Genomic DNA, 18,706 nt, shown 5'->3' with positions numbered 1-18,706 from the left:
GGTGACGTCCGGGCAACGGGATGGGAAACGGAACGGGTGACGGCAACCATCGCTCACATGTGACCTGGGTCACTCTTGCGTTTGGGTTGTGTAAGCGGGGGCAGGCGCGCAGCCGGAGCGGATCACGTACCAGTTTCAACCAGTGCACGTGCCATGCGGGCCGAATCCGCGCCGCTCCACGGTCTGCCGGAGGGGGTGGCAGACCGTTTTTCGGTTCAACCCGCGAGGTGTATGTGTCAAGGCTGCAAGCTGAACGCTTGTACAAAGTGTTCGGCAGACGACCCGATCAAGCCGTGCAAAAACTCGAAGGCGGCGCCGACCGCGACGAGCTGCGCGCCGACGGAACGACCGCAGCGGTGATCGACGCCTCGTTCACCGTCGAACCGGGACAGATCTTCGTCGTGATGGGTCTGTCCGGGTCCGGAAAGTCCACGTTGCTGCGCATGCTCAACGGACTTCTGGATCCCACCGCCGGACGCGTGCTCTTCGACGGCCAGGACCTGACCGCCCTGAGCCCTGCCGAGCTGCGCCATGTCCGGTCCTCCAAGATCAGCATGGTGTTCCAGCACTTCGCGCTCTTCCCCCACCGCAGTGTGCTGGAGAACGCCGCGTACGGCCTGGAAGTGCAGGGCATACCGCGCGCCGAGCGCGAGAAGCGCGCCGCCGAGGCGCTGGAGCTGACCGGCCTCGCCGGCTGGGAGAAGTCCTGGCCCGACGAGCTGTCCGGCGGCATGCAGCAGCGTGTCGGGCTGGCCCGCGCCCTGGCCACCGACGCAGACCTGCTGCTGATGGACGAGTCCTTCAGCGCACTCGACCCGCTGATCCGCCGCGACATGCAGGACCAGCTGCTCGAACTGCAGAAGCGGCTGAAGAAGACCATCGTCTTCATCACCCACGACCTCAACGAGGCCATGCGCCTCGGCGACCGTATCGCCGTGATGCGCGACGGGAAGATCGTCCAGCTCGGCACCGCCGAGGACATCCTGGTCACCCCGGCCAACGACTACGTCGCCTCCTTCACCCAGGACGTCGACCGCACCCGGGTGCTGACCGCGGGCGCCATCATGGCCGAGCCGCACACCGTCATGGGCACCAGCACGGAGGACGGCAAGGAACTGCGCGCCGCCGCCGATGTGCTCGCGGCCGCCCCGGCCACCGTCACCGAGTCCACGCCGATCATCGAGCTCTTCACGCCCTGCTCGCAGAGCGGAGTACCGGTCGCCGTGACCGACACCGAGGGCAAGCTCGTCGGTGTCGTACCGCGCGCCCGGCTGCTCGCCGTCCTCGGTGAACCGATGACCCCCGCCGAGGCTCCGCAGGACGTCGAGCCCGGCACGGTCGGCACGAAGAAGGTGGCCAGTGTTTAGGCTCCCTCTCGGCGAATGGGTCGACTCCGCCGTCGACTGGCTGCAGACCCATCTCGCCTGGCTGTTCGACGCGATCAGCTCGATCGTCAGCAACATGTTCGACGGCATAGCCGCCGTCCTCTCCGCCCCCGCCCCGCTGCTCTTCGCGGGCATCGTCGCGGTCATCGCCTGGTGGCTGCGCGGTCTGCTCGCCGGTGTGCTCGCCTTCGTGGGCTTCGCCGTCATCGACTCCGTCGAGCTGTGGGACGAAGCGATGGACACCCTCACCCTGGTGCTCGTCGCCACCATCATCGCGTTGGTGCTGGCCGTACCGCTGGGCATCTGGGCGTCCCGCTCCAAGACCGTCAGCGCGGTGACGCGGCCGGTCCTGGACTTCATGCAGACCATGCCCGCCATGGTCTATCTGATCCCCGGCGTCATCTTCTTCGGCGTCGGCGTGGTGCCCGGCATCATCGCCACCATCATCTTCTCGCTGCCCCCGGGCGTCCGGATGACCGAGCTCGGCATCCGCCAGGTCGACGGCGAGCTCGTCGAGGCGGCCGAGGCCTTCGGTACCACCAAGCGCAACACCCTGCTGCGGGTCCAGCTGCCGCTCGCCCTGCCCACGATCATGGCGGGCATCAACCAGGTCATCATGCTGGGCCTGTCCATGGTGGTCATCGCCGGCATGGTCGGCGGCGGCGGCCTCGGCGGCGCCGTCTACCGCGCCATCGGCAACGTGGACGTCGGTCTCGGCTTCGAGGCGGGCATCTCCATCGTCATCGTGGCGATGTACCTGGACCGGATGACCGGCGCGCTCGGCCGCGAGGTCTCCCCGCTCGCCCGCCGCGCGCTCGCCAGGGCGCAGGCGATGGCCGGCGGACTCAAGATCTGGAACCACCGCCCGCAGCCCGTCGTCGCGATCTCCGGCGTGGTCGTCCTCGCGCTCGTCGCGGGCGCCCTGGGCATCTTCGGCTCGTCCGGCTCGGACGACACCAAGAGCACCGCCGACGGTTCGGACATCGGCGCGGGCAAGAAGATCAGCATGGGTTACATCCCGTGGGACGAGGGCATCGCCTCCACCTTCCTCTGGAAGGAGATGCTGGAGCGGCGCGGCTTCGAGGTCGACGTCGAGCAGTACGAGGCCGGCGCGCTCTACACCGGTATGGCCAACGGCCAGATCGACTTCGAGACCGACTCCTGGCTCCCGGTCACCCACGCCAGCTACTGGGAGAAGTACCAGGACCGCCTGGAGGACATGGGCTCCTGGTACGGCCCCACCTCGCTGGAGCTGGCCGTCCCGTCGTACATGAAGGACGTCCAGTCGCTGGACGACCTCAAGGGCAAGGGCTCGCAGTTCAAGGGCCGGATCGTCGGCATCGAGCCGAGCGCCGGCGAGACGGGCCTGCTCAAGGACAAGATCCTGCCGGGCTACGGCCTGGACGAGGAGTACAAGGTCGTCGACGGCTCCACGCCGTCGATGCTGGCCGAGCTGAAGCGCGCGTACGCGAAGAAGGAACCGATCGTCGTTCCGCTCTGGTCGCCGCACTGGGCGTACAACCAGTTCGAGCTCACCAAGCTCAAGGACCCCAAGAACCTCTGGGGCAAGGGCGACGGCATCCACACCCTGGCCCGCAAGGGCTTCTCCGCCGACAACCCCGAGGTCGGCAGCTGGCTCAAGAACTTCAAGATGACCGAGGACCAGCTCACCAGTCTTGAGGCGCAGATCCAGAAGTCCGGCGCCGGCAAGGAGCAGGAGGCGGTTCGCACCTGGCTGAAGGCCAACCCGGGCGTCGCCGACAAGTGGACCCCGGTCGCCAAGGCCGGCACGAGGAAGAGGCCGTGAAGGCCTGGATGGAGAAGAATCCGGGCATCGTGGACAAGATGGCTCCGCAGTAGGGTTTCCCGCAGGACCTGAAGCACCGGAAAGGGTGGGCACCGCCGTCGGCGGGCCCGCCCTTTCCGGGTTTCCGGACGTTCACCGGCCGGCCGACCTTGCGCAACCGTATGCGTAATGTGCCGGCAGCCGGAAGGATGGCGAGTCGGGAGGGAGCCGGACATGGACGAGAAGGAAGCACTCCGCGTGGGCGCCGCGATCCGCCGCAGGCGCAGAACCCTGGGGCTCACACTGGCCGCGGTCGCCGGCCGCAGTGGCCTGTCCGTGCCGTTCCTCAGCCAGATCGAGAACGAGCGGGCCCGGCCCAGTGCCCGGTCCCTGGGCCGGGTCGCCGAAGCTCTGGAGACCACCACGGCACGGCTGCGCGCGGCCGCGGACTCGGCGCGCGCCGTCGACGTCGTACGGGCGGGCGAGGGCGACGGGGTACGCAGAGTGGTGCGCGGACGCCATCAGCTCAGCGCCCTGGAGTTCACCGGGGAACTCGACCTCGGGCGCGAGTTCCAGCACCGCAACGACGAGGTGATGTACGTGGCGCAGGGCGCCGCCGAGGTGGAGGCCGAAGGACAGGCGTACCGGCTGGAGCAGGGCGACACCCTCTTCCTGTCCGGCGGGGTGCGGCACCGCTGGCGGGCCACGGTGCCCGGCACACGGCTGCTGGTCGTCGCGGTCGCCGAGCACATCGACGCCACCTACGACCCGCGCCGCTGAGCGGGGCCCGCCGTGCGAATCGTCTCCCTGGTCCCCTCGCTCACCGAGGCCGTCGCCGTCACCGCGCCCGGTCTGCTGGTCGGCGCCACCGACTGGTGCACCCACCCGGCCGGGCTGGCCGCCGCCCGGATCGGCGGGACCAAGAATCCCGACGTGGCCGCGGTTCTCGCGCTCCGGCCCGATCTCGTCGTCGCCAACGAGGAGGAGAACCGCGAACCCGACCTCGCGGCGCTCCGGGCCGCCGGGACCGAGGTGCTGGTCACCGAGGTCCGCACCCTCGACCAGGCCGTCGCGGAGCTCGAACGCGTCCTGGCCGCCTGCGGCCGGTCCAGGCCGCGCTGGCTGGACGAGGCCGAGGCCGCCTGGGCCGCACTCCCGCCGCCACGCGCCCCGCGCCGTGCCGTCGTACCCGTCTGGCGCAGGCCCTGGATGGTGCTGGGCCGTGAAACCTTCGCCGGGGACCTGCTCGCCAGGCTCGGCGTCGAGAACGTCTACGCGGACCACGCCGAGCGCTATCCCCGTATCCCGCTCGACGCACTCAACGCGGTGGGCGCCGACCTGGTGGTGCTGCCCGACGAGCCGTACCGCTTCACCGCGGACGACGGGCCCGAGGCCTTCCCCGCACTGCCCGCCGCGCTCGTCGACGGGCGGTACCTCACGTGGTACGGGCCGTCACTGGTGCGGGCGCCTGCGGTGCTGCGAGCAGCGCTCCGCTGAACAGCCCGCGCAGCGTCCGTACCCCGGCCACCGCCCAGGCCGCCACCAGCAGGACGTACAGCGCGACCGCCAGCCAGGTGTACGCCGTGAGCCCGGTGTGCCGGGCCAGACCGCCGGCGCCCGTGACACACGTACCGACGGGGAAGGTGAAGCCCCACCACGTCATGCCGAAGGTCATGCCGTTCCGTGCGGCCCGCACCACCATCGCGACGGCCAGCGCCAGCCACAGCAGCGCGAACCCCATCACCGGCACCCCGTACAGCACGGCGAACACCCCGAGCCCCGAGGCGTACGGTGCCCCGATCGCACCCTGCGCCACATCGGCGAGCTGATTGACCGCGGTCGTCGACTGCCCCAGCGGGCCGAGGACCAGGAACAGCGTGGGCGTCAGCGCGAGCGGCAGCGGCCCCTGGTGGACGAGCCGGGCGAAGATCAACGGCAGCATCACCAGCGTGGCCAGCAGACTCAGACCGAACATCGCGTAGCAGGCCAGCAGCATCGCCTCCCGCCACTGCCCGGCCGGCAGCTCCGGCACCAGCAGCGGACCGAGAGCCGCGGAGACCATCGGCGCCACCACCGGCAGCAGCCACACCGGCGACGCGGTGCCGGGCTCGATCCGGTGGCGTACGACCATCAGATACGGGATCGCGACCGCGGCGGCCAGCCCGATCAGCGTGCCCGCCGTGTACAGCACCACGTCCAGGGCGAGCGCCGCCCGATGCCCGATGACGTCCTGCCCGACCACCATCGTCGAACCGCCGACCGCGAGCAGTGCCATCGACAGACAGCCGTAGAACGGGGCGACGGCCGGGTCGAGCAGATGGCTGCGAGCCTGGTCGCGATGGGCGATCCAGTGCCCGGTACGGGCCGCGAGCACCGCGGCGAGCGCGAGCACCGCGAGCACCCACACCACCGTGCAGGCGGCCCGCAGCCCCGGCACGTGGACGGGCAGCGCGACACCCGCGCTCGCGACGATCGAGGTGCCCATGACGACCGCGTACCAGTTGGGGCCGATGTACCGCAGGGAAGACAGCCGCTCGGCGGTCGGAATCGGGACTGCGGACTGCTGCGTCTGCGGAAAGATGGCCATGCCACGATTTTCCTGGGGAGGGCCGAGCCCCACCAGGGAGTCCGCGTCTATGAGGCCATAAGCTGGTTTTATGACCGGCGAAGCACATGTCCCTCTCTCCCACCGGATCCCCGACCTCGGAGCGCTGGAACTCCTGCTCGCCGTCGCCCGGCACGGCAGCCTGGGGCGCGCGGCCCGGGACGTCGGCGTCACCCAGCCCGCCGCGAGCAGCCGCATCCGGTCCATGGAACGGCAGCTCGGCGTGGCCCTGCTGGACCGTTCACCGCGCGGCTCCCGGCTCACCGACGCGGGCGCGCTGGTCACCGACTGGGCGCGCAGGATCGTCGAGGCGGCCGAGGCGTTCGACGCGGGCGCGCAGGCGCTGCGCGACCGGCGGGACTCCCGGCTGCGGGTCGCCGCGTCCATGACCATCGCCGAGTACCTGCTGCCCGGCTGGCTGATAGCGCTGCGCGCCGAACGGCCGGACACCGCGGTCTCGCTGCTCGCGGGAAACTCGTCGGCCGTCGCGGGCCGGCTGCTGGTCGGCGAGGCCGACCTCGGATTCGTGGAGGGCCTGTCCGTGCCGGAAGGGCTCGACGGCACGGTCATCGCCCATGACCGCCTCGTCGTCGTGGTCGCCCCGTCGCACGCCTGGGCCCGCCGCCTCACGCCCCTCACCCCGCAGGAACTGGCCGCGACCCCGCTGATCCTGCGCGAACACGGCTCCGGCACCCGCCAGGTCCTGGACGCGGCCCTCGCCGTGCACGGCGGCCTCGCCCAGCCGCTGCTCGAACTCTCCTCCACGACCGCGGTGAAGGGAGCGGCGGAGAGCGGTGCCGGGCCGTGCGTCCTGAGCGAACTGGCGCTCGGCGAGGAGCTGTCCTCGCGGCGCCTGGTCAAGGTCCCGGTCGCCGGAGTACGCCTGCGGCGCCAGCTGCGCGCGGTCTGGCCCTCGGGCCACCGCCCGACGGGGCCCGCCCGCGACCTGCTGTCACTGACGGGGCGGGACGGCCGCTAGGCCCTGTCGTCCGTGCCGCCAATGGTGACGAGGCGGACCTTTATGCCCCCGGTGCCGGCGACGCGCCCCCGCTCAGGCCAGGAACCCGCGCAACAGCGCGGCCGTGCCCGCGCAGTGCTCGCGCATCACCGCGCGCGCTGCCTCCCCGTCTCCGTCGAGGACCGCCTCGACGAGGCTGGTGTGCTGATGCTGCGAATGCTCCAGGTTCCGCACGAGCAGCGGTATGCAGTCCAGCAGGTCGTTCAGGGTGGCCCGGACGGCCGCGTACTGCGTGGTCAGCGACGCGGACCCGGAGAGTTCGGCCAGGGTCAGATGGAACAGGGTGTCGCGCCTGCGGTAGTCCTGCAAGGGCGCTTCGTGAGTCGCCGTCAGGGCTGCGCGCAGCCGGTCCGCGCCCTCGCCGTCGAGCCCCTGCGCGGCGCACAGCTCGGCCGCCCCGGCCTCCAGCACCTCGCGGAAGCGCAGTACGTCCTCGATGTCGACGGACGTGATCCTCCGGCGCAGCTCGTCCTCGCCGGGGCTGCCGGTGCGCGGCAGCACGAACGTGCCGCCGTACCGGCCGCGCCTGCTCTCCACCAGGCCCTGGTCCTGCAGGACCTTCAGCACCTCGCGCAGGGTGACCCGGCTGATCCCCAGCAGCTCGGCGAGATCACGCTCGGCCGGCAGCCGCCCGCCGCCCGGCACCAGTCCGAGCCTGATCACCTGGAGGATCTGCTCCAGCGCCTCCTCGAAGCCGTTCCCCGCCCGGACGGGCCGCAGTACGGGCATCAGGCGGTCGATGAACTCGCTTTCCCCGGCCACGCCCCGTTCCTTTCCCGGTCGATGGCCGACCGTCAGAATCAATGGCCGACCATCAATGGTTGACCTTGACACCTTAGGTCTTCCGGCCGGCCCGGCGCGGAGCGTCCCCCGGCGAACCGGGCACCGCCCGCGGACGATACGGACAGACAGGCAATCGGCGGGCCCGTGCCGGTGGTCGAACCCTAGAGTGGGGAGATGAGCAACGCGACACCGCCCGGCTGGTATCCGGACGCCGCGACACCCGGCACCGACCGTTGGTGGGACGGCACGGCGTGGACGCCGCACACCCGCCCCGCCGCCACCGCACCGCAGGGGTTCGGGCCGCCCGAGCCGGTCGCCACGTCCGCCAACGGCACCACTGCCACCGGCCGGGGCGGCACCCGGATCGTCGCGCTCGCCGTGGCCGGGCTGGTCGTCGTGGGCGCGGCCGTCACCGGAGCCGTCCTGCTGGGCAGGGACGGGGGCGGTACGCGGCCCGAGGCCGGACCGGGCGGCTCCGCACCGGAGCCCATCGCCGCGACGGACACCCCGTCGCCCAGCGGTTCACCGGCCGAGGACGACCCGACGGCCCTCGTCGACCAGCTCAACGGCATCACCCTGCCGATCCCCGACGGCTGGGAGAAACCCGGCAGGACCGTCGAACAAGTCCTCACCATGCGCACCGTCGACTCCTACGACTGCCCCGGCAGTTCCTCCGACTTCTGCTACCACGGCACGGTGACCAGTCGCATCGCGAGCGCCACGGACATCACCTCTCCCGAGGAGCTCGCCAAGCAGGACATCACCACCGCCGCCGACAGCGCCTACGAGAAGAACATCGTCGGCGACCGGATCCACGGCGGCATCACGTCCCACAAGCAACTCGACTCCGCGTCCGTGAGTGTCGCCGGACGCGCCGGATACCAGGTGCGCTGGCGCGTCGACACGGCCAAGGGGCCCGGCGGTTACGTGCAGTCGCTCGTCTTCCCGTCCACGATCGGCAGCGAGTCGCTGATCATCGTGCGCTACGCCTTCGACGCGGGCCCCGACGGACCGCCGATCTCGCTCATGGACACCATCACCAAGGGGATCCGGCCGATCGGCGACAGCGCGACGAGCGGTGGCGCGGGCAGCTCGATCGCGCCCTGAGCACGGGCCGTCCGGCTCAGAGGAACGTACGGCCCTCGCCCCGGTACGTCGGCACGGTCGCGGTCACCCGGTCGCCCTCGATCAGCTGCAACTCGTCGAAGCGCTCGCACAGTTCACCGGCCTTCGCGTGCCGGAACCACACCTTGTCGCCGATCAGCAGATCGTCGGCCGGGGCGCCGAGCAGCGGCGTCTGCACCTCGCCGGGCCCCTCCTGCGGGTCGTAGCGCAGCCCCTCCGGCAGATACGGGACGGGCAGCCGGTCCGGGCCCGCGGGCCCGGACGCCGGATAGCCGCCACCGAGCACCGTCACCACCCCCACACCCGGCCGGCGCACCACGGGATGGGCGAACAGTGCCGCCGGACGGGCCGTGAACGACGTGTAGTTGTCGAACAGCCTCGGTACGTAGAGCCCCGACCCGGCCGCGATCTCGGTCACCGCACGCTCGGCCGCCGTGTGCTGCACACTGCCCGTGCCGCCGCCGTTCACGAACTCCAGGTCCGGCGCCACCGCCCGTACCGCGCGGACCACCTCGGCCCGCCGGACGGCCAGTTCCCTGCGGCCCGCGGCCTGCATCAGCCGGACCGCCCGGGAGCGCAGCGGCCGGCCCGCGACCGAATCCCCGACCCCGGCGATATGACCCTCGTACGCCATCAGGCCCACCAGCCGGAAACCCGGCCGCCGCGCCACCGAGCGTGCCAGCTCCGCCAGTTGGGCGGGGGAGCGCAGCGGTGAACGCAGGGCGCCGATCCTGACCCGGCCGCCGAGCAACTGGAGCGAGGTGTCCAGCTCCAGGCAGACCCGGATCTCCTCGCGGCCACCCGCCCGCGCCGCGTCGATCAGCTCCAGCTGCGCGTGGTCGTCGACCATCACCGTCACCGCGGCGGCCAGCTTCGGATCGGCGGCCAGCTCGGCGAGGGCGGCCCGGTCGGCCGACGGATAGGCCAGCAGCACGTCCTCGAACCCGGCCCGTGCCAGCCACAGCGACTCCGCCAGCGTGAACGACATGATCCCGGCGAAGCCGGGCCGCGCGAGCACCCGCTCCAGCAGGGTCCGGCAGCGCACCGACTTGCTCGCCACCCGGATCGGCTTCCCGGCCGCCCGGCGGACGAGACCGTCGGCATTGGCGTCGAACGCGTCGAGATCGACAACGGCGATCGGGGCGTCCAGATGGGCGGTGGCCCGGTTGTAACGGGTCCGGTCAGCGGCGCGGGCAGTCATGGCCGCAGCTTGCCAGACGTCCGTACCGCTGGGTAGGGGGATGATCTGCGCAGATCGTCCAGGGCGCGGCGGCCCGCTCCCGCCGGGGCCGTCCCACCCCGTAGAGTGACGGCACGCGGCAACCAACGGGCCTGCCTGTGACGTCGATCCGCGCGCGGTACGGAATGGGACCAGGGGGGCGGATGAGTACCGAGGCGCAGCGCGCTCCTGTTCCGCCACGCCCCACGACCCCGCCTCCGGTGCCTCCAGCGAAGAACCTTGCGGCGAATTCTGCGGGCACACCCGCTCCGACTCCGATGCGCCCGAGCACACCACCGCCCACGGCGGCCGTTCCACCCGTGGAGACCACGGCCCGGACGCCCGCGGCAGCAGTCCCGCCGGTGGAGACCACGGCCCGGCTGAGGCCCGTGCCCCCGGCCGCTGCCCCCGACGCCCCTGCCCCTGGCGCACCCGCCACCGCCCCGGCCGTCCCTGCCCCGCCGCGCCCCGAGCGGCCGCCCGTCGCGACCCGCCGGCGGCCCGTCGGCGCCGTGGACCTCACCCCGCGCCCGGGAACGGCCCCGCCCCACGTCCCGGTCCCGTACACGTACCAGCAGCCGCCGCAGCCGTACCGCGTTCCCCACCCCGAGACACCCGCCGAGACGACCACCCGGCTGCGCCCGATCCGTACCCGTCACCCCGCCAGGACCGCGACCGCCGCCGCCTGTGTCGTGCTCGGGCTCGGACTGATCGGCGGCGCGGCCACCGGCGCCTGGCTCACCAGCGACTCCTCGGCCGACGCCGCCGCCCACAGCAGCTACACCGTGGGCCGCTCGGCCTGGCACAGCGTCCCCGTGGACACCCTCTTCCCCCGCACGCTGACCGGTGACGGAGCGGGCCCCGGCGGCGCCGACCGGGTCTGGACCCGGATCGCCGTCGCCCCGGACGGCGGCTGCCGGGCGGCCCTGGACCCGCTGCTGGCCCGGACACTCGGCCCGGTCGGCTGCGAACGCCTGCTCCGCGCCACCTACACCGACGCCACCAGCAGCAGTGTCACCACGGTCGGATTGATCTTCACCGAGGGCGACGCGGCGGCGATGAAGGCGCTGAGCACCCGCTTCACCGGCCAGCACCTCGGCCGGCGCACCGACCTGATGCCTCGCACCTACCCCGTCAAGGGCACCGTCGCCGCCGGATTCGGCGACCGGCAGCGCGCCAGCTGGACCGTCCACGTACTGACCGAGGTGCCCGTCGTCGTGTTCGCCGTGTCCGGCTTCGCCGACGGGCGGACCGTCACCGACCCGCAGCCCGCCGACAAGGCCATGGTCGCCGACGCCACGACGGCTGCCGCCCAGGCCGGGCTCGGCCACGAGGCCAAGGGCCTGGCCGACCGGATCGAGCGCGGCCTGCGCCGGACCGTCACCGACCTCACGGAGAAGCCGGAATGAGCCGCCGCAGTCGCCGCCACCGCGCCCTCGGCGCGGTCTGCGCCGCCACCGCGTTCGCGCTCCTGCCCGCGGTACCGGCCAGGGCCGACGCCATCCGGGACCAGCAGTGGGGCCTCCGGGCGCTCCACACCGACAAGGCCTGGCAGACCACCAAGGGCAAGGGAATCACCGTCGCCGTCGTCGACACCGGGGTCGACGGCAGCCTTCCCGATCTGGCCGGCCAAGTACTGCCCGGCAAGGACATGATCGGCTTCGGCGCCCGCCGCGGCGACCGCTCCTGGGCCCGGCACGGCACCGCGATGGCGGGAATCATCGCAGGTCACGGCCATGGAGCGGGGCGCGACGACGGCGTGCTCGGCATCGCGCCCGAGGTGAAGATCCTCCCGGTCCGGGTGATCCTCGAAGCCTCCGACCCGGCCCGCGCCAAGGCCCGGGAGTCACGCGGTACAGCCCTCGCCGACGGCATCCGCTGGGCCGCCGACCACGGCGCCGACGTCATCAACCTCTCGCTCGGCGACGACAGCAAGTCCGCGCACCCCGAGCCGGGCGAGGACGCCGCCATCCAGTACGCGCTGAAGAAGGGGGCCGTCGTCGTCGCCTCCGCGGGCAACGGGGGCGAGAAGGGCGACCACATCTCGTACCCCGCCGCCTACCCCGGCGTGATCGCGGTCGCCGCCGTCGACCGGTACGGCACCCACGCCGCGTTCTCCACCCGCCGCTGGTACGCCACCGTCAGCGCACCCGGGGTCGACATCGTCGTCGCCGCGCCCGACCTCCAGTACTACGTGGAGTGGGGCACCTCCGCCGCCTCCGCGTTCGTCTCCGGCGCGGTCGCACTGGTCCGCGCCGCGCACCCGGGACTGACACCCGCCCAGATCAAGAAGCTCCTCACCGACACGGCCCGCAGCGCCCCGTCCTCCGGCCGTGACGACGCCCGCGGGTACGGCATCGTCGACCCCGCCGCGGCGATCGAGGCGGGAGCCGCGCTCCGCCCCGCCGGTCTGCGCGCCGAAACCGCCGAGACCGGCTACCGGAAGCGGTACTTCGGCCCCGGCCCCGCCCCCGAGCATCACGAAAGCAGCCCCGCGGGCTGGCTCGCGGCCGGCGCGGGCGGTCTCGGAGCGGTTCTGCTGGCCCTGGCCGTGGTGCTCTGGCGCGGCAGGGGCCGCGGTCCGGCCGCCGTACGGGGCTGAGAGCCGGCCCCGCTCACCGCGCGGCGCCGAGCACGGACACCGCCGCCTTCGCCACCCCCTCGACCAGCGCGATCCCCGACTCCTTCGTCCGCTGCCCGTCCGAGAGCACCGCCACCAGACAGGTACGCCCGCCGGACCGGACCCGGCCCATGCTGTTGATGTCCCACAGCCCGGTCGTCGTCCGTGGCATCCAGCCGTTCTTCAGGGCCCAGCCGTCGCCCGCCGCCGACACACCCCACCGCTGACCGGCCTCGACCCGCCCCATCAGCCCGCGCAGATACGCACGGGACTCCTCGCTCAACGCCGACTCCGTACCGAACACCGCCCGCAGCAGCGTCAGCCGGTCCGCCGCCGTGGTCCGTGTCAGTCCCCATGCGTGCGCCGCCGTCGTCCCGGTCAGGCCCAGGCGCTCATAGGCCGCGTCGAGCGCCTCCGGGCCACCGATCGCCCGCAGCAGGGCGGTGGCGGAGGCGTTGTCGCTCCGCTCGATCATCGCGGCGGCGCGGCCGCGTTCGACGGCGGTGAGCGCGCGCCCCTCGTCCTGGGCGATGAGCAGCAGTGCCGCGACCATGTCGACCTTGACGACGCTGGCGGTGTCGAACGCGCCGCCCCCGTAGACCGCCCGTGCCCCGCTCCCGGTGTCCAGCACGGCGGCCGACACCCTCACCGCACCCGCATCGGCCAGCAGCGGCTCCACCGCCGCGGCCAGTGCCGCGTCGAGATCCACCGTCGGCTCCTCACCCGTCGTCACCGGGGCCCGAGCGGTCCCGGCGGCCGGGTACGGACGATACGGACCCGGCCGGGCCCGGCCGAGGAGACCCGGCCGGTCCCGACCTGTCGGCAGGTCGGAAAAGCCCAGGCACTAGGCTCGCCCCGTGGCGCAGAAGAACATTCCGGACCCCGGATACTCCGACGACGACGGCACTGCCGACCCGGCACTCACCGCGGCACTGGCCGCCTGGGCCGAGGACCGGAAGGCCATCGGCCCGGTACTCGAAGCCCTGAAGGGCGCCCGGCTCCTCGTCCCGGTCGTCGCCGTGCTCGGGGAGGTGGAGGAGGACGAGAAAGGGCTGCGTCGCGAGAAGACCAGTGACATGGCGGTCCCCACCCTCCAGGCGGGGGACCGCCGGGCCCTGCCCGCCTTCACCTCGACCGCCTCGCTGGCCCGCTGGGATCCGCAGGCACGCCCCGTCGCCGTACCCCTGCACCAGGCGCTGCAGGCCGCCGCGCACGAGAAGGCGGACACCGTCGTCCTCGATCTCGCCGGCCCGGTCGCGTTCGAGCTGACCGGCTCCGCACTGCTCGCCCTCGCCGAGGGCCGCACCAGCGCCGACCCGCTGGACGACCCCGCCGTCACCTCGGCGGTACGGAACGCCGTCGCCGCCGAGCCCGCGGTCCTCCGGGCCCACCTCGGCCCCGGCCGGGCCGACGGCACCCTCGCCCTCGTCCTCGCACCCGGCGCCGACCCCGCCGAAGCGGCCCGCCGGGTCGCGGAAGTGCTGGCCGCCGACGAGGTCCTGCGCGCCCGCCTGGTGCGCGGCCTGGACCTGGCGCTGCTGCCGGCCGACGCCGCCGCGCCGGGTGAGCCCCTGTTCACCCGCTGAGCGCGAGAGCCCCCGCCCGGAAGGAATGGGCGGGGGCTCTCATGCTCGTGGAACCTCGGGGGACAGCGGGGCGGGGCTCAGCCGAAGACGGGGCCGGTGTACTTCTCGCCGGGGCCCTGGCCGGGCTCGTCCGGTACGAGCGATGCCTCGCGGAACGCGAGCTGCAGCGACTTCAGGCCGTCCCGCAGCGGGGCCGCGTGGAAGGAGCTGATCTCGGTGGCGCTGGCGTCCAGCAGGCCGGCCAGCGCGTGCACCAGCTTGCGGGCCTCGTCGAGGTCCTTGTGCTCGTCGCCGTCCTCGGTCAGCCCGAGCTTCACGGCGGCGGCGCTCATCAGATTGACCGCGACCGTCACGATCACCTCGACCGCGGGCACCTCCGCGATGTCGCGGGCCATGTCGTCGAAGCCGGGGGAATCACTGGTGGGGGTCGCGTCACTCATGCGCCATACGATAGGCGCACGCCCATGCCGTCCCGCCCGCGGGAGCGGTGGGCGAGAGCTGGTTAGCGTACGCCCGGGGGAGCTGCTAACCTTGTGTAACGACCGGCTGGGCAGCTATGTGCCCGGCCCACAAGTGGAGGCTCCGATCTCCCACCTGGCTGTCCTTGCAGGACGGCGGGTCATCCGGTCAGGCGGTGACCATCGTTCCGTACGGACGATGGGACCGCCCGATGTGCCCCGCGGTTGACCGCGGTGGTTCCGGTTGTTCCAGGAGCCCCGCCTGTGTCCCGTCCGGGGCATTTTTATTGCACTGGTGCGGTTGGTCTCACGAAACAGACGTTACGTGGCTGTCCGCCAGGCGGCCGCGTGGTGCTACCGAGGAGGATCCATCAGCGCCGAGCCCCGCATCAACGACCGGATTCGCGTTCCCGAGGTGCGACTTGTCGGTCCCAGCGGCGAGCAGGTCGGGATTGTTCCGCTTGCCAAGGCCCTGGAACTCGCACAGGAGTACGACCTCGACCTGGTCGAGGTGGCGGCGACCGCCCGTCCGCCCGTGTGCAAGCTCATGGACTACGGGAAGTTCAAGTACGAGTCGGCCATGAAGGCCCGTGAGGCGCGCAAGAACCAGGCGCACACGGTCATCAAGGAGATGAAGCTCCGGCCGAAGATCGACCCGCACGACTATGACACCAAGAAGGGTCACGTCGTCCGGTTCCTCAAGCAGGGCGACAAGGTCAAGATCACGATCATGTTCCGTGGTCGTGAGCAGTCCCGCCCTGAGCTGGGCTTCCGACTGCTCCAGCGTCTGGCTTCGGACGTGGAGGAACTCGGCTTCATCGAGTCCAACCCGAAGCAGGACGGCCGGAACATGATCATGGTTCTGGGCCCGCACAAGAAGAAGACCGAAGCCATGGCCGAGGCCCGCGAGGCCCAGGCCGCCCGCAAGGCGGGGCGTCAGGGTTCCACCCCCGACGCCGAGGCCGCGGACGAGGCTGCCGAAGCGCAGCCCGAGGCTCCGGCCGAGACACCTTCCGAGGCCTGACCTCAGGGGCCGCCATCCAGGCGGCCCCGGGTCTCCCCGGAATTCCCACCAAGATCTGACGCCCCTGCTGCCCGGTGCCCGCACCGCGAGGGGCGCCACTGACGAGGAGAGAACGGCGCGATGCCGAAGAACAAGACGCACAGCGGTGCCAGCAAGCGCTTCAAGATCACCGGCTCCGGCAAGGTGCTCCGTGAGCGCGCCGGCAAGCGCCACCTTCTTGAGCACAAGTCGTCCAAGAAGACCCGCTCGCTGACCGGCACGGTCGTAGTGGCTCCGTCCGACGCCAAGAAGATCAAGAAGCTTCTCGGCAAGTGAGTTCACGGCCCGCGGTGAACCCGTGGGCGGCGAGCTCGACTCAGACCGGGACCAATTCGTTTCCGGGCCGTGTGAGTCCAACCACGGCCCCGCTACAAGGAGTTAAAAAGTGGCACGCGTCAAGCGGGCAGTAAACGCTCACAAGAAGCGTCGGGCAATCCTCGAGCAGGCCAGCGGTTACCGGGGCCAGCGCTCCCGCCTGTACCGCAAGGCGAAGGAGCAGGTCACCCACTCCCTCGTCTACAACTACAACGACCGCAAGAAGCGCAAGGGCGACTTCCGTCAGCTGTGGATCCAGCGCATCAACGCCGCTGCCCGCCAGAACGGCATGACGTACAACCGCCTCATCCAGGGTCTGAAGGCCGCCAACATCGAGGTGGACCGCAAGATCCTGGCCGAGCTCGCGGTCAACGACAGCAACGCGTTCGCCGCCCTCGTCGAGGTTGCCCAGAAGGCCCTCCCGAGCGACGTCAACGCCCCGAAGGCCGCCTGATCCAGGTCGCACTTCCTGTCTTCTGAGCCGGACCCGCAGGCGCTCGCCGTCTGCGGGTCCGGTGCGTTGCACGACACGTTCCGTACGTCCGTCCCCTCCGTACGCAGAGAGGCTCGCCGCCGACCATGGGCACCCCCGAACTGATCTCCCCGCGATCGCCGCGTGTCACCGCCGCCCGGCGGCTGGCCAAGCGCAACTTCCGCGGCAAGGAGCGCAGGTTCATCGCCGAGGGGCCGCAGGCCGTGCGCGAGGCCGCCGAGCACCGCGGCAGCGACGGCGAGCCGACGCTGATCGAGCTGTTCGCCACCGTCGAGGCGGCCGAGCGGTACGCCGACATCGTCGCCGCCGCCCACGAGGCCGGCGCCCGGGTGCACCTCGCCGACGGCGATGTGCTCGCCGATGTGTCGCAGACCGTCACCCCGCAGGGCCTGATCGGCGTCTGCCGCTTCCTCGACTCCCCGTTCGACGCGATCCTCGCCGCGAAGCCGAAACTGGTCGCCGTCCTCGCCCATGTGCGCGACCCCGGGAACGCCGGTACGGTGCTGCGCTGCGCCGACGCGGCGGGCGCCGACGCCGTCGTGCTCACCGACGCCTCGGTGGACCTCTACAACCCCAAGTCCGTCCGGGCCTCGGTCGGTTCGCTCTTCCATCTGCCGGTCGCCGTCGGTGTCCCGGTCGAGCAGGCCGTGCAGGGGCTGAGGGCGGCGGGCGTACGGATCCTCGCCGCCGACGGCGCGGGCGAGGACGACCTCGACGACGAGCTGGACGCGGGCACCATGGGCGGCCCGACCGCCTGGGTCTTCGGCAACGAGGCCTGGGGCCTGCCGGAGGAGACCCGGGCGCTGGCCGACGCCGTCGTACGGGTGCCCATCCACGGCAAGGCAGAAAGCCTCAACCTCGCGACGGCGGCGGCCGTCTGCCTGTACGCCTCCGCGAGGGCCCAGCGCCCGCGGTGACACCACAGGGTGTCGCTGCGTCACCGACGACTAGTAGGGTGGCGAACTCGGGGGCCCACTGCACCGGTTCGAGAGGTGGGGTACGGGATATGGCTGTCGGCATGAGCAGGCCGCGCGAGACACATGCGGCCGTCGTGCGCGCCGAATCCGCCGGCGAGGCGGACGACGCGGCCGAGAGCCCCGAGCCCGGATTCGTCGACCTGGGGATCGATCCCGACGACCTGCCCGACGGCCTGGTCGTCGCCGACGAGACCGGCCGGGTCATCTGCTTCAACTCCGCCGCCGCCCGGATCACCGCGGTGCCCCGGGCCGCCGCCCTCGGCCGCTGCCTGGAGCACGCACTGCCGCTGGAGGACCTCAAGGGCCGCCGCTGGTGGGCCCTGACCGATCCCTACAACGGCCTCGCCACCCGGGTCGGCCAGCCCGAACGCAATCTGCTGCTGCCCGGCGGCCGCGAGGTCCTGGTCTCCGCCCGCTACGTGCGCGAGCGCCCGACCGGCCCGGTGCGCCGGGTGGTGATCTCGCTGCGCGGCACCGAGGCCCGCCGCCGCAACGAACGCAGCCACGCCGAGCTGATCGCGACGGTCGCCCATGAGCTGCGCTCCCCGCTGACCTCCGTCAAGGGGTTCACCGCGACCCTACTCGCCAAGTGGGAGCGGTTCACCGACGACCAGAAGCGCCTGATGCTGGAGACGGTCGACGCCGACGCGGGCCGGGTCACCCGGCTCATCGCCGAGCTGCTCGACATCTCCCGGATCGACTCCGGACGCCTGGAGCTGCGACGCCAGCCCGTGGACCTCTCCGCCGCCGTCGAACGCCACATCCAGGCCCTCACTGCGAGCGGCCAGACCCCCGACCGTTTCCTCGTCCGCACCTGCCAGCCGCTGCCCGCCGTCTGGGCCGACCCGGACAAAGTCGACCAGGTGCTCGGCAACCTGCTGGAAAACGCGGTGCGCCACGGCGAGGGAACCGTCACCATTGAAGTCGCACCCGCACCCGCGAAGAGCGACGAGAAGGGAACGGCCGTCACCGTGAGCGACGAAGGCCCCGGCATCCCCGAGGAGTCGATGGGCCGTGTCTTCACCCGCTTCTGGCGGGGAAGCAAGCGCGGTGGTACGGGCCTGGGCCTCTACATCGTCAAGGGCATCGTCGAGGCGCACGGCGGCACGATCACGGTCGGCCGCGGCCCCGGCGGCGGCGCGGAGTTCCGATTTATTCTGCCCGTGAGCACGCCGGCCTACCTGGTCTGAGCGGCCCACGGGCCTCCCATACATCCTGTGGCCCTTAGACTCGACCTTTGGCACCTTTGCGTCCTCCAGTCGTCGATCGGGGC

At 72.0% G+C, this 18,706-nt stretch carries 19 protein-coding genes; 14 read left to right on the top strand and 5 right to left on the bottom strand.

Translation table 11 applies throughout. From position 1 onward, the window contains the following. Positions 1 to 293: 293 nt before the first annotated feature. The 4 genes from OG978_RS08715 (at position 294) to OG978_RS08700 (ending at position 4,668) form a co-directional block, all read left to right on the top strand. Positions 294 to 1,367: a quaternary amine ABC transporter ATP-binding protein gene (locus tag OG978_RS08715; RefSeq protein WP_326764642.1), complete on the top strand. Its 1,074-nt coding sequence runs from the start codon at positions 294 to 296 to the stop codon at positions 1,365 to 1,367. Then, positions 1,360 to 3,192: an ABC transporter permease/substrate binding protein gene (locus tag OG978_RS08710; RefSeq protein ID WP_442817667.1), complete on the top strand. Its 1,833-nt coding sequence runs from the start codon at positions 1,360 to 1,362 to the stop codon at positions 3,190 to 3,192. The genes OG978_RS08715 and OG978_RS08710 overlap by 8 nt, the downstream gene beginning before the upstream one ends. A 213-nt stretch (positions 3,193 to 3,405) precedes the next feature. Next, on the top strand, positions 3,406 to 3,951 hold the full coding sequence (locus OG978_RS08705; RefSeq protein WP_326764641.1) for a helix-turn-helix domain-containing protein: 546 nt from the start codon (positions 3,406 to 3,408) through the stop codon (positions 3,949 to 3,951). 12 nt (positions 3,952 to 3,963) lie between these two features. After that, entirely contained in the window at positions 3,964 to 4,668 is a 705-nt protein-coding gene (locus OG978_RS08700) for a helical backbone metal receptor (RefSeq protein ID WP_326764640.1), read from the top strand. Here OG978_RS08700 and OG978_RS08695 read toward each other — a convergent pair. After that, a complete protein-coding gene (locus OG978_RS08695; RefSeq protein ID WP_326764639.1) occupies positions 4,607 to 5,758 on the bottom strand; it encodes a TDT family transporter in 1,152 nt (383 codons plus the stop codon). The genes OG978_RS08700 and OG978_RS08695 overlap by 62 nt on opposite strands. Before the next feature lie 70 nt (positions 5,759 to 5,828). Between OG978_RS08695 and OG978_RS08690 the strand changes: the two genes are divergently transcribed. Next, positions 5,829 to 6,755: a LysR family transcriptional regulator gene (locus tag OG978_RS08690; protein WP_326764638.1), complete on the top strand. Its 927-nt coding sequence runs from the start codon at positions 5,829 to 5,831 to the stop codon at positions 6,753 to 6,755. Between the two features lie 72 nt (positions 6,756 to 6,827). On the opposite strand, the gene OG978_RS08685 is transcribed toward OG978_RS08690, so the two are convergent. Then, complete coding sequence (locus tag OG978_RS08685; protein ID WP_326769966.1) at positions 6,828 to 7,523, bottom strand: FadR/GntR family transcriptional regulator; 696 nt, start codon at positions 7,521 to 7,523, stop codon at positions 6,828 to 6,830. 228 nt (positions 7,524 to 7,751) lie between these two features. Between OG978_RS08685 and OG978_RS08680 the strand changes: the two genes are divergently transcribed. Continuing rightward, positions 7,752 to 8,684 carry a DUF2510 domain-containing protein gene (locus OG978_RS08680; RefSeq protein ID WP_326764637.1) on the top strand — a complete coding sequence of 311 codons (933 nt, stop codon included), beginning with the start codon at positions 7,752 to 7,754 and terminating at the stop codon, positions 8,682 to 8,684. 16 nt (positions 8,685 to 8,700) lie between these two features. Here OG978_RS08680 and OG978_RS08675 read toward each other — a convergent pair whose 3' ends face one another. Further along, positions 8,701 to 9,903, bottom strand: coding sequence for an amino acid deaminase/aldolase (locus tag OG978_RS08675; protein ID WP_326764636.1), 1,203 nt, complete (start codon positions 9,901 to 9,903; stop codon positions 8,701 to 8,703). Between the two features lie 530 nt (positions 9,904 to 10,433). On the opposite strand from OG978_RS08675, the gene OG978_RS08670 reads away from it, so the two are divergent. Together OG978_RS08670 and mycP are read left to right on the top strand one after the other, a co-directional pair. Then, a complete protein-coding gene (locus tag OG978_RS08670; protein ID WP_326769965.1) occupies positions 10,434 to 11,330 on the top strand; it encodes a hypothetical protein in 897 nt (298 codons plus the stop codon). Then, on the top strand, positions 11,327 to 12,523 hold the full coding sequence (mycP, locus tag OG978_RS08665; RefSeq protein WP_326764635.1) for a type VII secretion-associated serine protease mycosin: 1,197 nt from the start codon (positions 11,327 to 11,329) through the stop codon (positions 12,521 to 12,523). Before OG978_RS08670 ends, mycP begins: the two co-directional genes overlap by 4 nt. A gap of 13 nt (positions 12,524 to 12,536) precedes the next feature. On the opposite strand, the gene OG978_RS08660 is transcribed toward mycP, so the two are convergent. After that, entirely contained in the window at positions 12,537 to 13,250 is a 714-nt protein-coding gene (locus OG978_RS08660) for a serine hydrolase (RefSeq protein WP_326764634.1), read from the bottom strand. A 148-nt stretch (positions 13,251 to 13,398) separates the two neighbouring features. Between OG978_RS08660 and OG978_RS08655 the strand changes: the two genes are divergently transcribed. Further along, complete coding sequence (locus tag OG978_RS08655) at positions 13,399 to 14,127, top strand: SseB family protein (RefSeq protein WP_326764633.1); 729 nt, start codon at positions 13,399 to 13,401, stop codon at positions 14,125 to 14,127. Between the two features lie 77 nt (positions 14,128 to 14,204). Here OG978_RS08655 and OG978_RS08650 read toward each other — a convergent pair whose 3' ends face one another. Then, positions 14,205 to 14,567 (bottom strand): DUF1844 domain-containing protein, encoded by a 363-nt coding sequence (locus tag OG978_RS08650; protein ID WP_326764632.1) that lies wholly within the window; start codon positions 14,565 to 14,567, stop codon positions 14,205 to 14,207. Between the two features lie 343 nt (positions 14,568 to 14,910). On the opposite strand from OG978_RS08650, the gene infC reads away from it, so the two are divergent. From infC to OG978_RS08625, 5 genes are all read left to right on the top strand, one after another. Next, a complete protein-coding gene (gene infC, locus OG978_RS08645) occupies positions 14,911 to 15,609 on the top strand; it encodes a translation initiation factor IF-3 (RefSeq protein WP_266421725.1) in 699 nt (232 codons plus the stop codon). A gap of 120 nt (positions 15,610 to 15,729) precedes the next feature. Beyond that, positions 15,730 to 15,924, top strand: a complete 195-nt coding sequence (gene rpmI / locus OG978_RS08640) for a 50S ribosomal protein L35 (RefSeq protein ID WP_072484441.1) — start codon at positions 15,730 to 15,732, stop codon at positions 15,922 to 15,924. Positions 15,925 to 16,033: 109 nt separating this feature from the next. Continuing rightward, positions 16,034 to 16,417, top strand: a complete 384-nt coding sequence (rplT, locus tag OG978_RS08635; protein WP_072484442.1) for a 50S ribosomal protein L20 — start codon at positions 16,034 to 16,036, stop codon at positions 16,415 to 16,417. Positions 16,418 to 16,542: 125 nt separating this feature from the next. Continuing rightward, positions 16,543 to 17,373, top strand: coding sequence for a TrmH family RNA methyltransferase (locus OG978_RS08630; RefSeq protein ID WP_326764631.1), 831 nt, complete (start codon positions 16,543 to 16,545; stop codon positions 17,371 to 17,373). A gap of 89 nt (positions 17,374 to 17,462) precedes the next feature. Continuing rightward, positions 17,463 to 18,623 (top strand): sensor histidine kinase, encoded by a 1,161-nt coding sequence (locus OG978_RS08625; RefSeq protein WP_326764630.1) that lies wholly within the window; start codon positions 17,463 to 17,465, stop codon positions 18,621 to 18,623. The last annotated feature ends 83 nt before the right edge of the window (positions 18,624 to 18,706 follow it).

This window comes from Streptomyces sp. NBC_01591, from assembly GCF_035918155.1.
In the GTDB taxonomy this organism is placed as follows: domain Bacteria; phylum Actinomycetota; class Actinomycetes; order Streptomycetales; family Streptomycetaceae; genus Streptomyces.
This window is presented reverse-complemented; position numbering and strand designations above follow the sequence as displayed.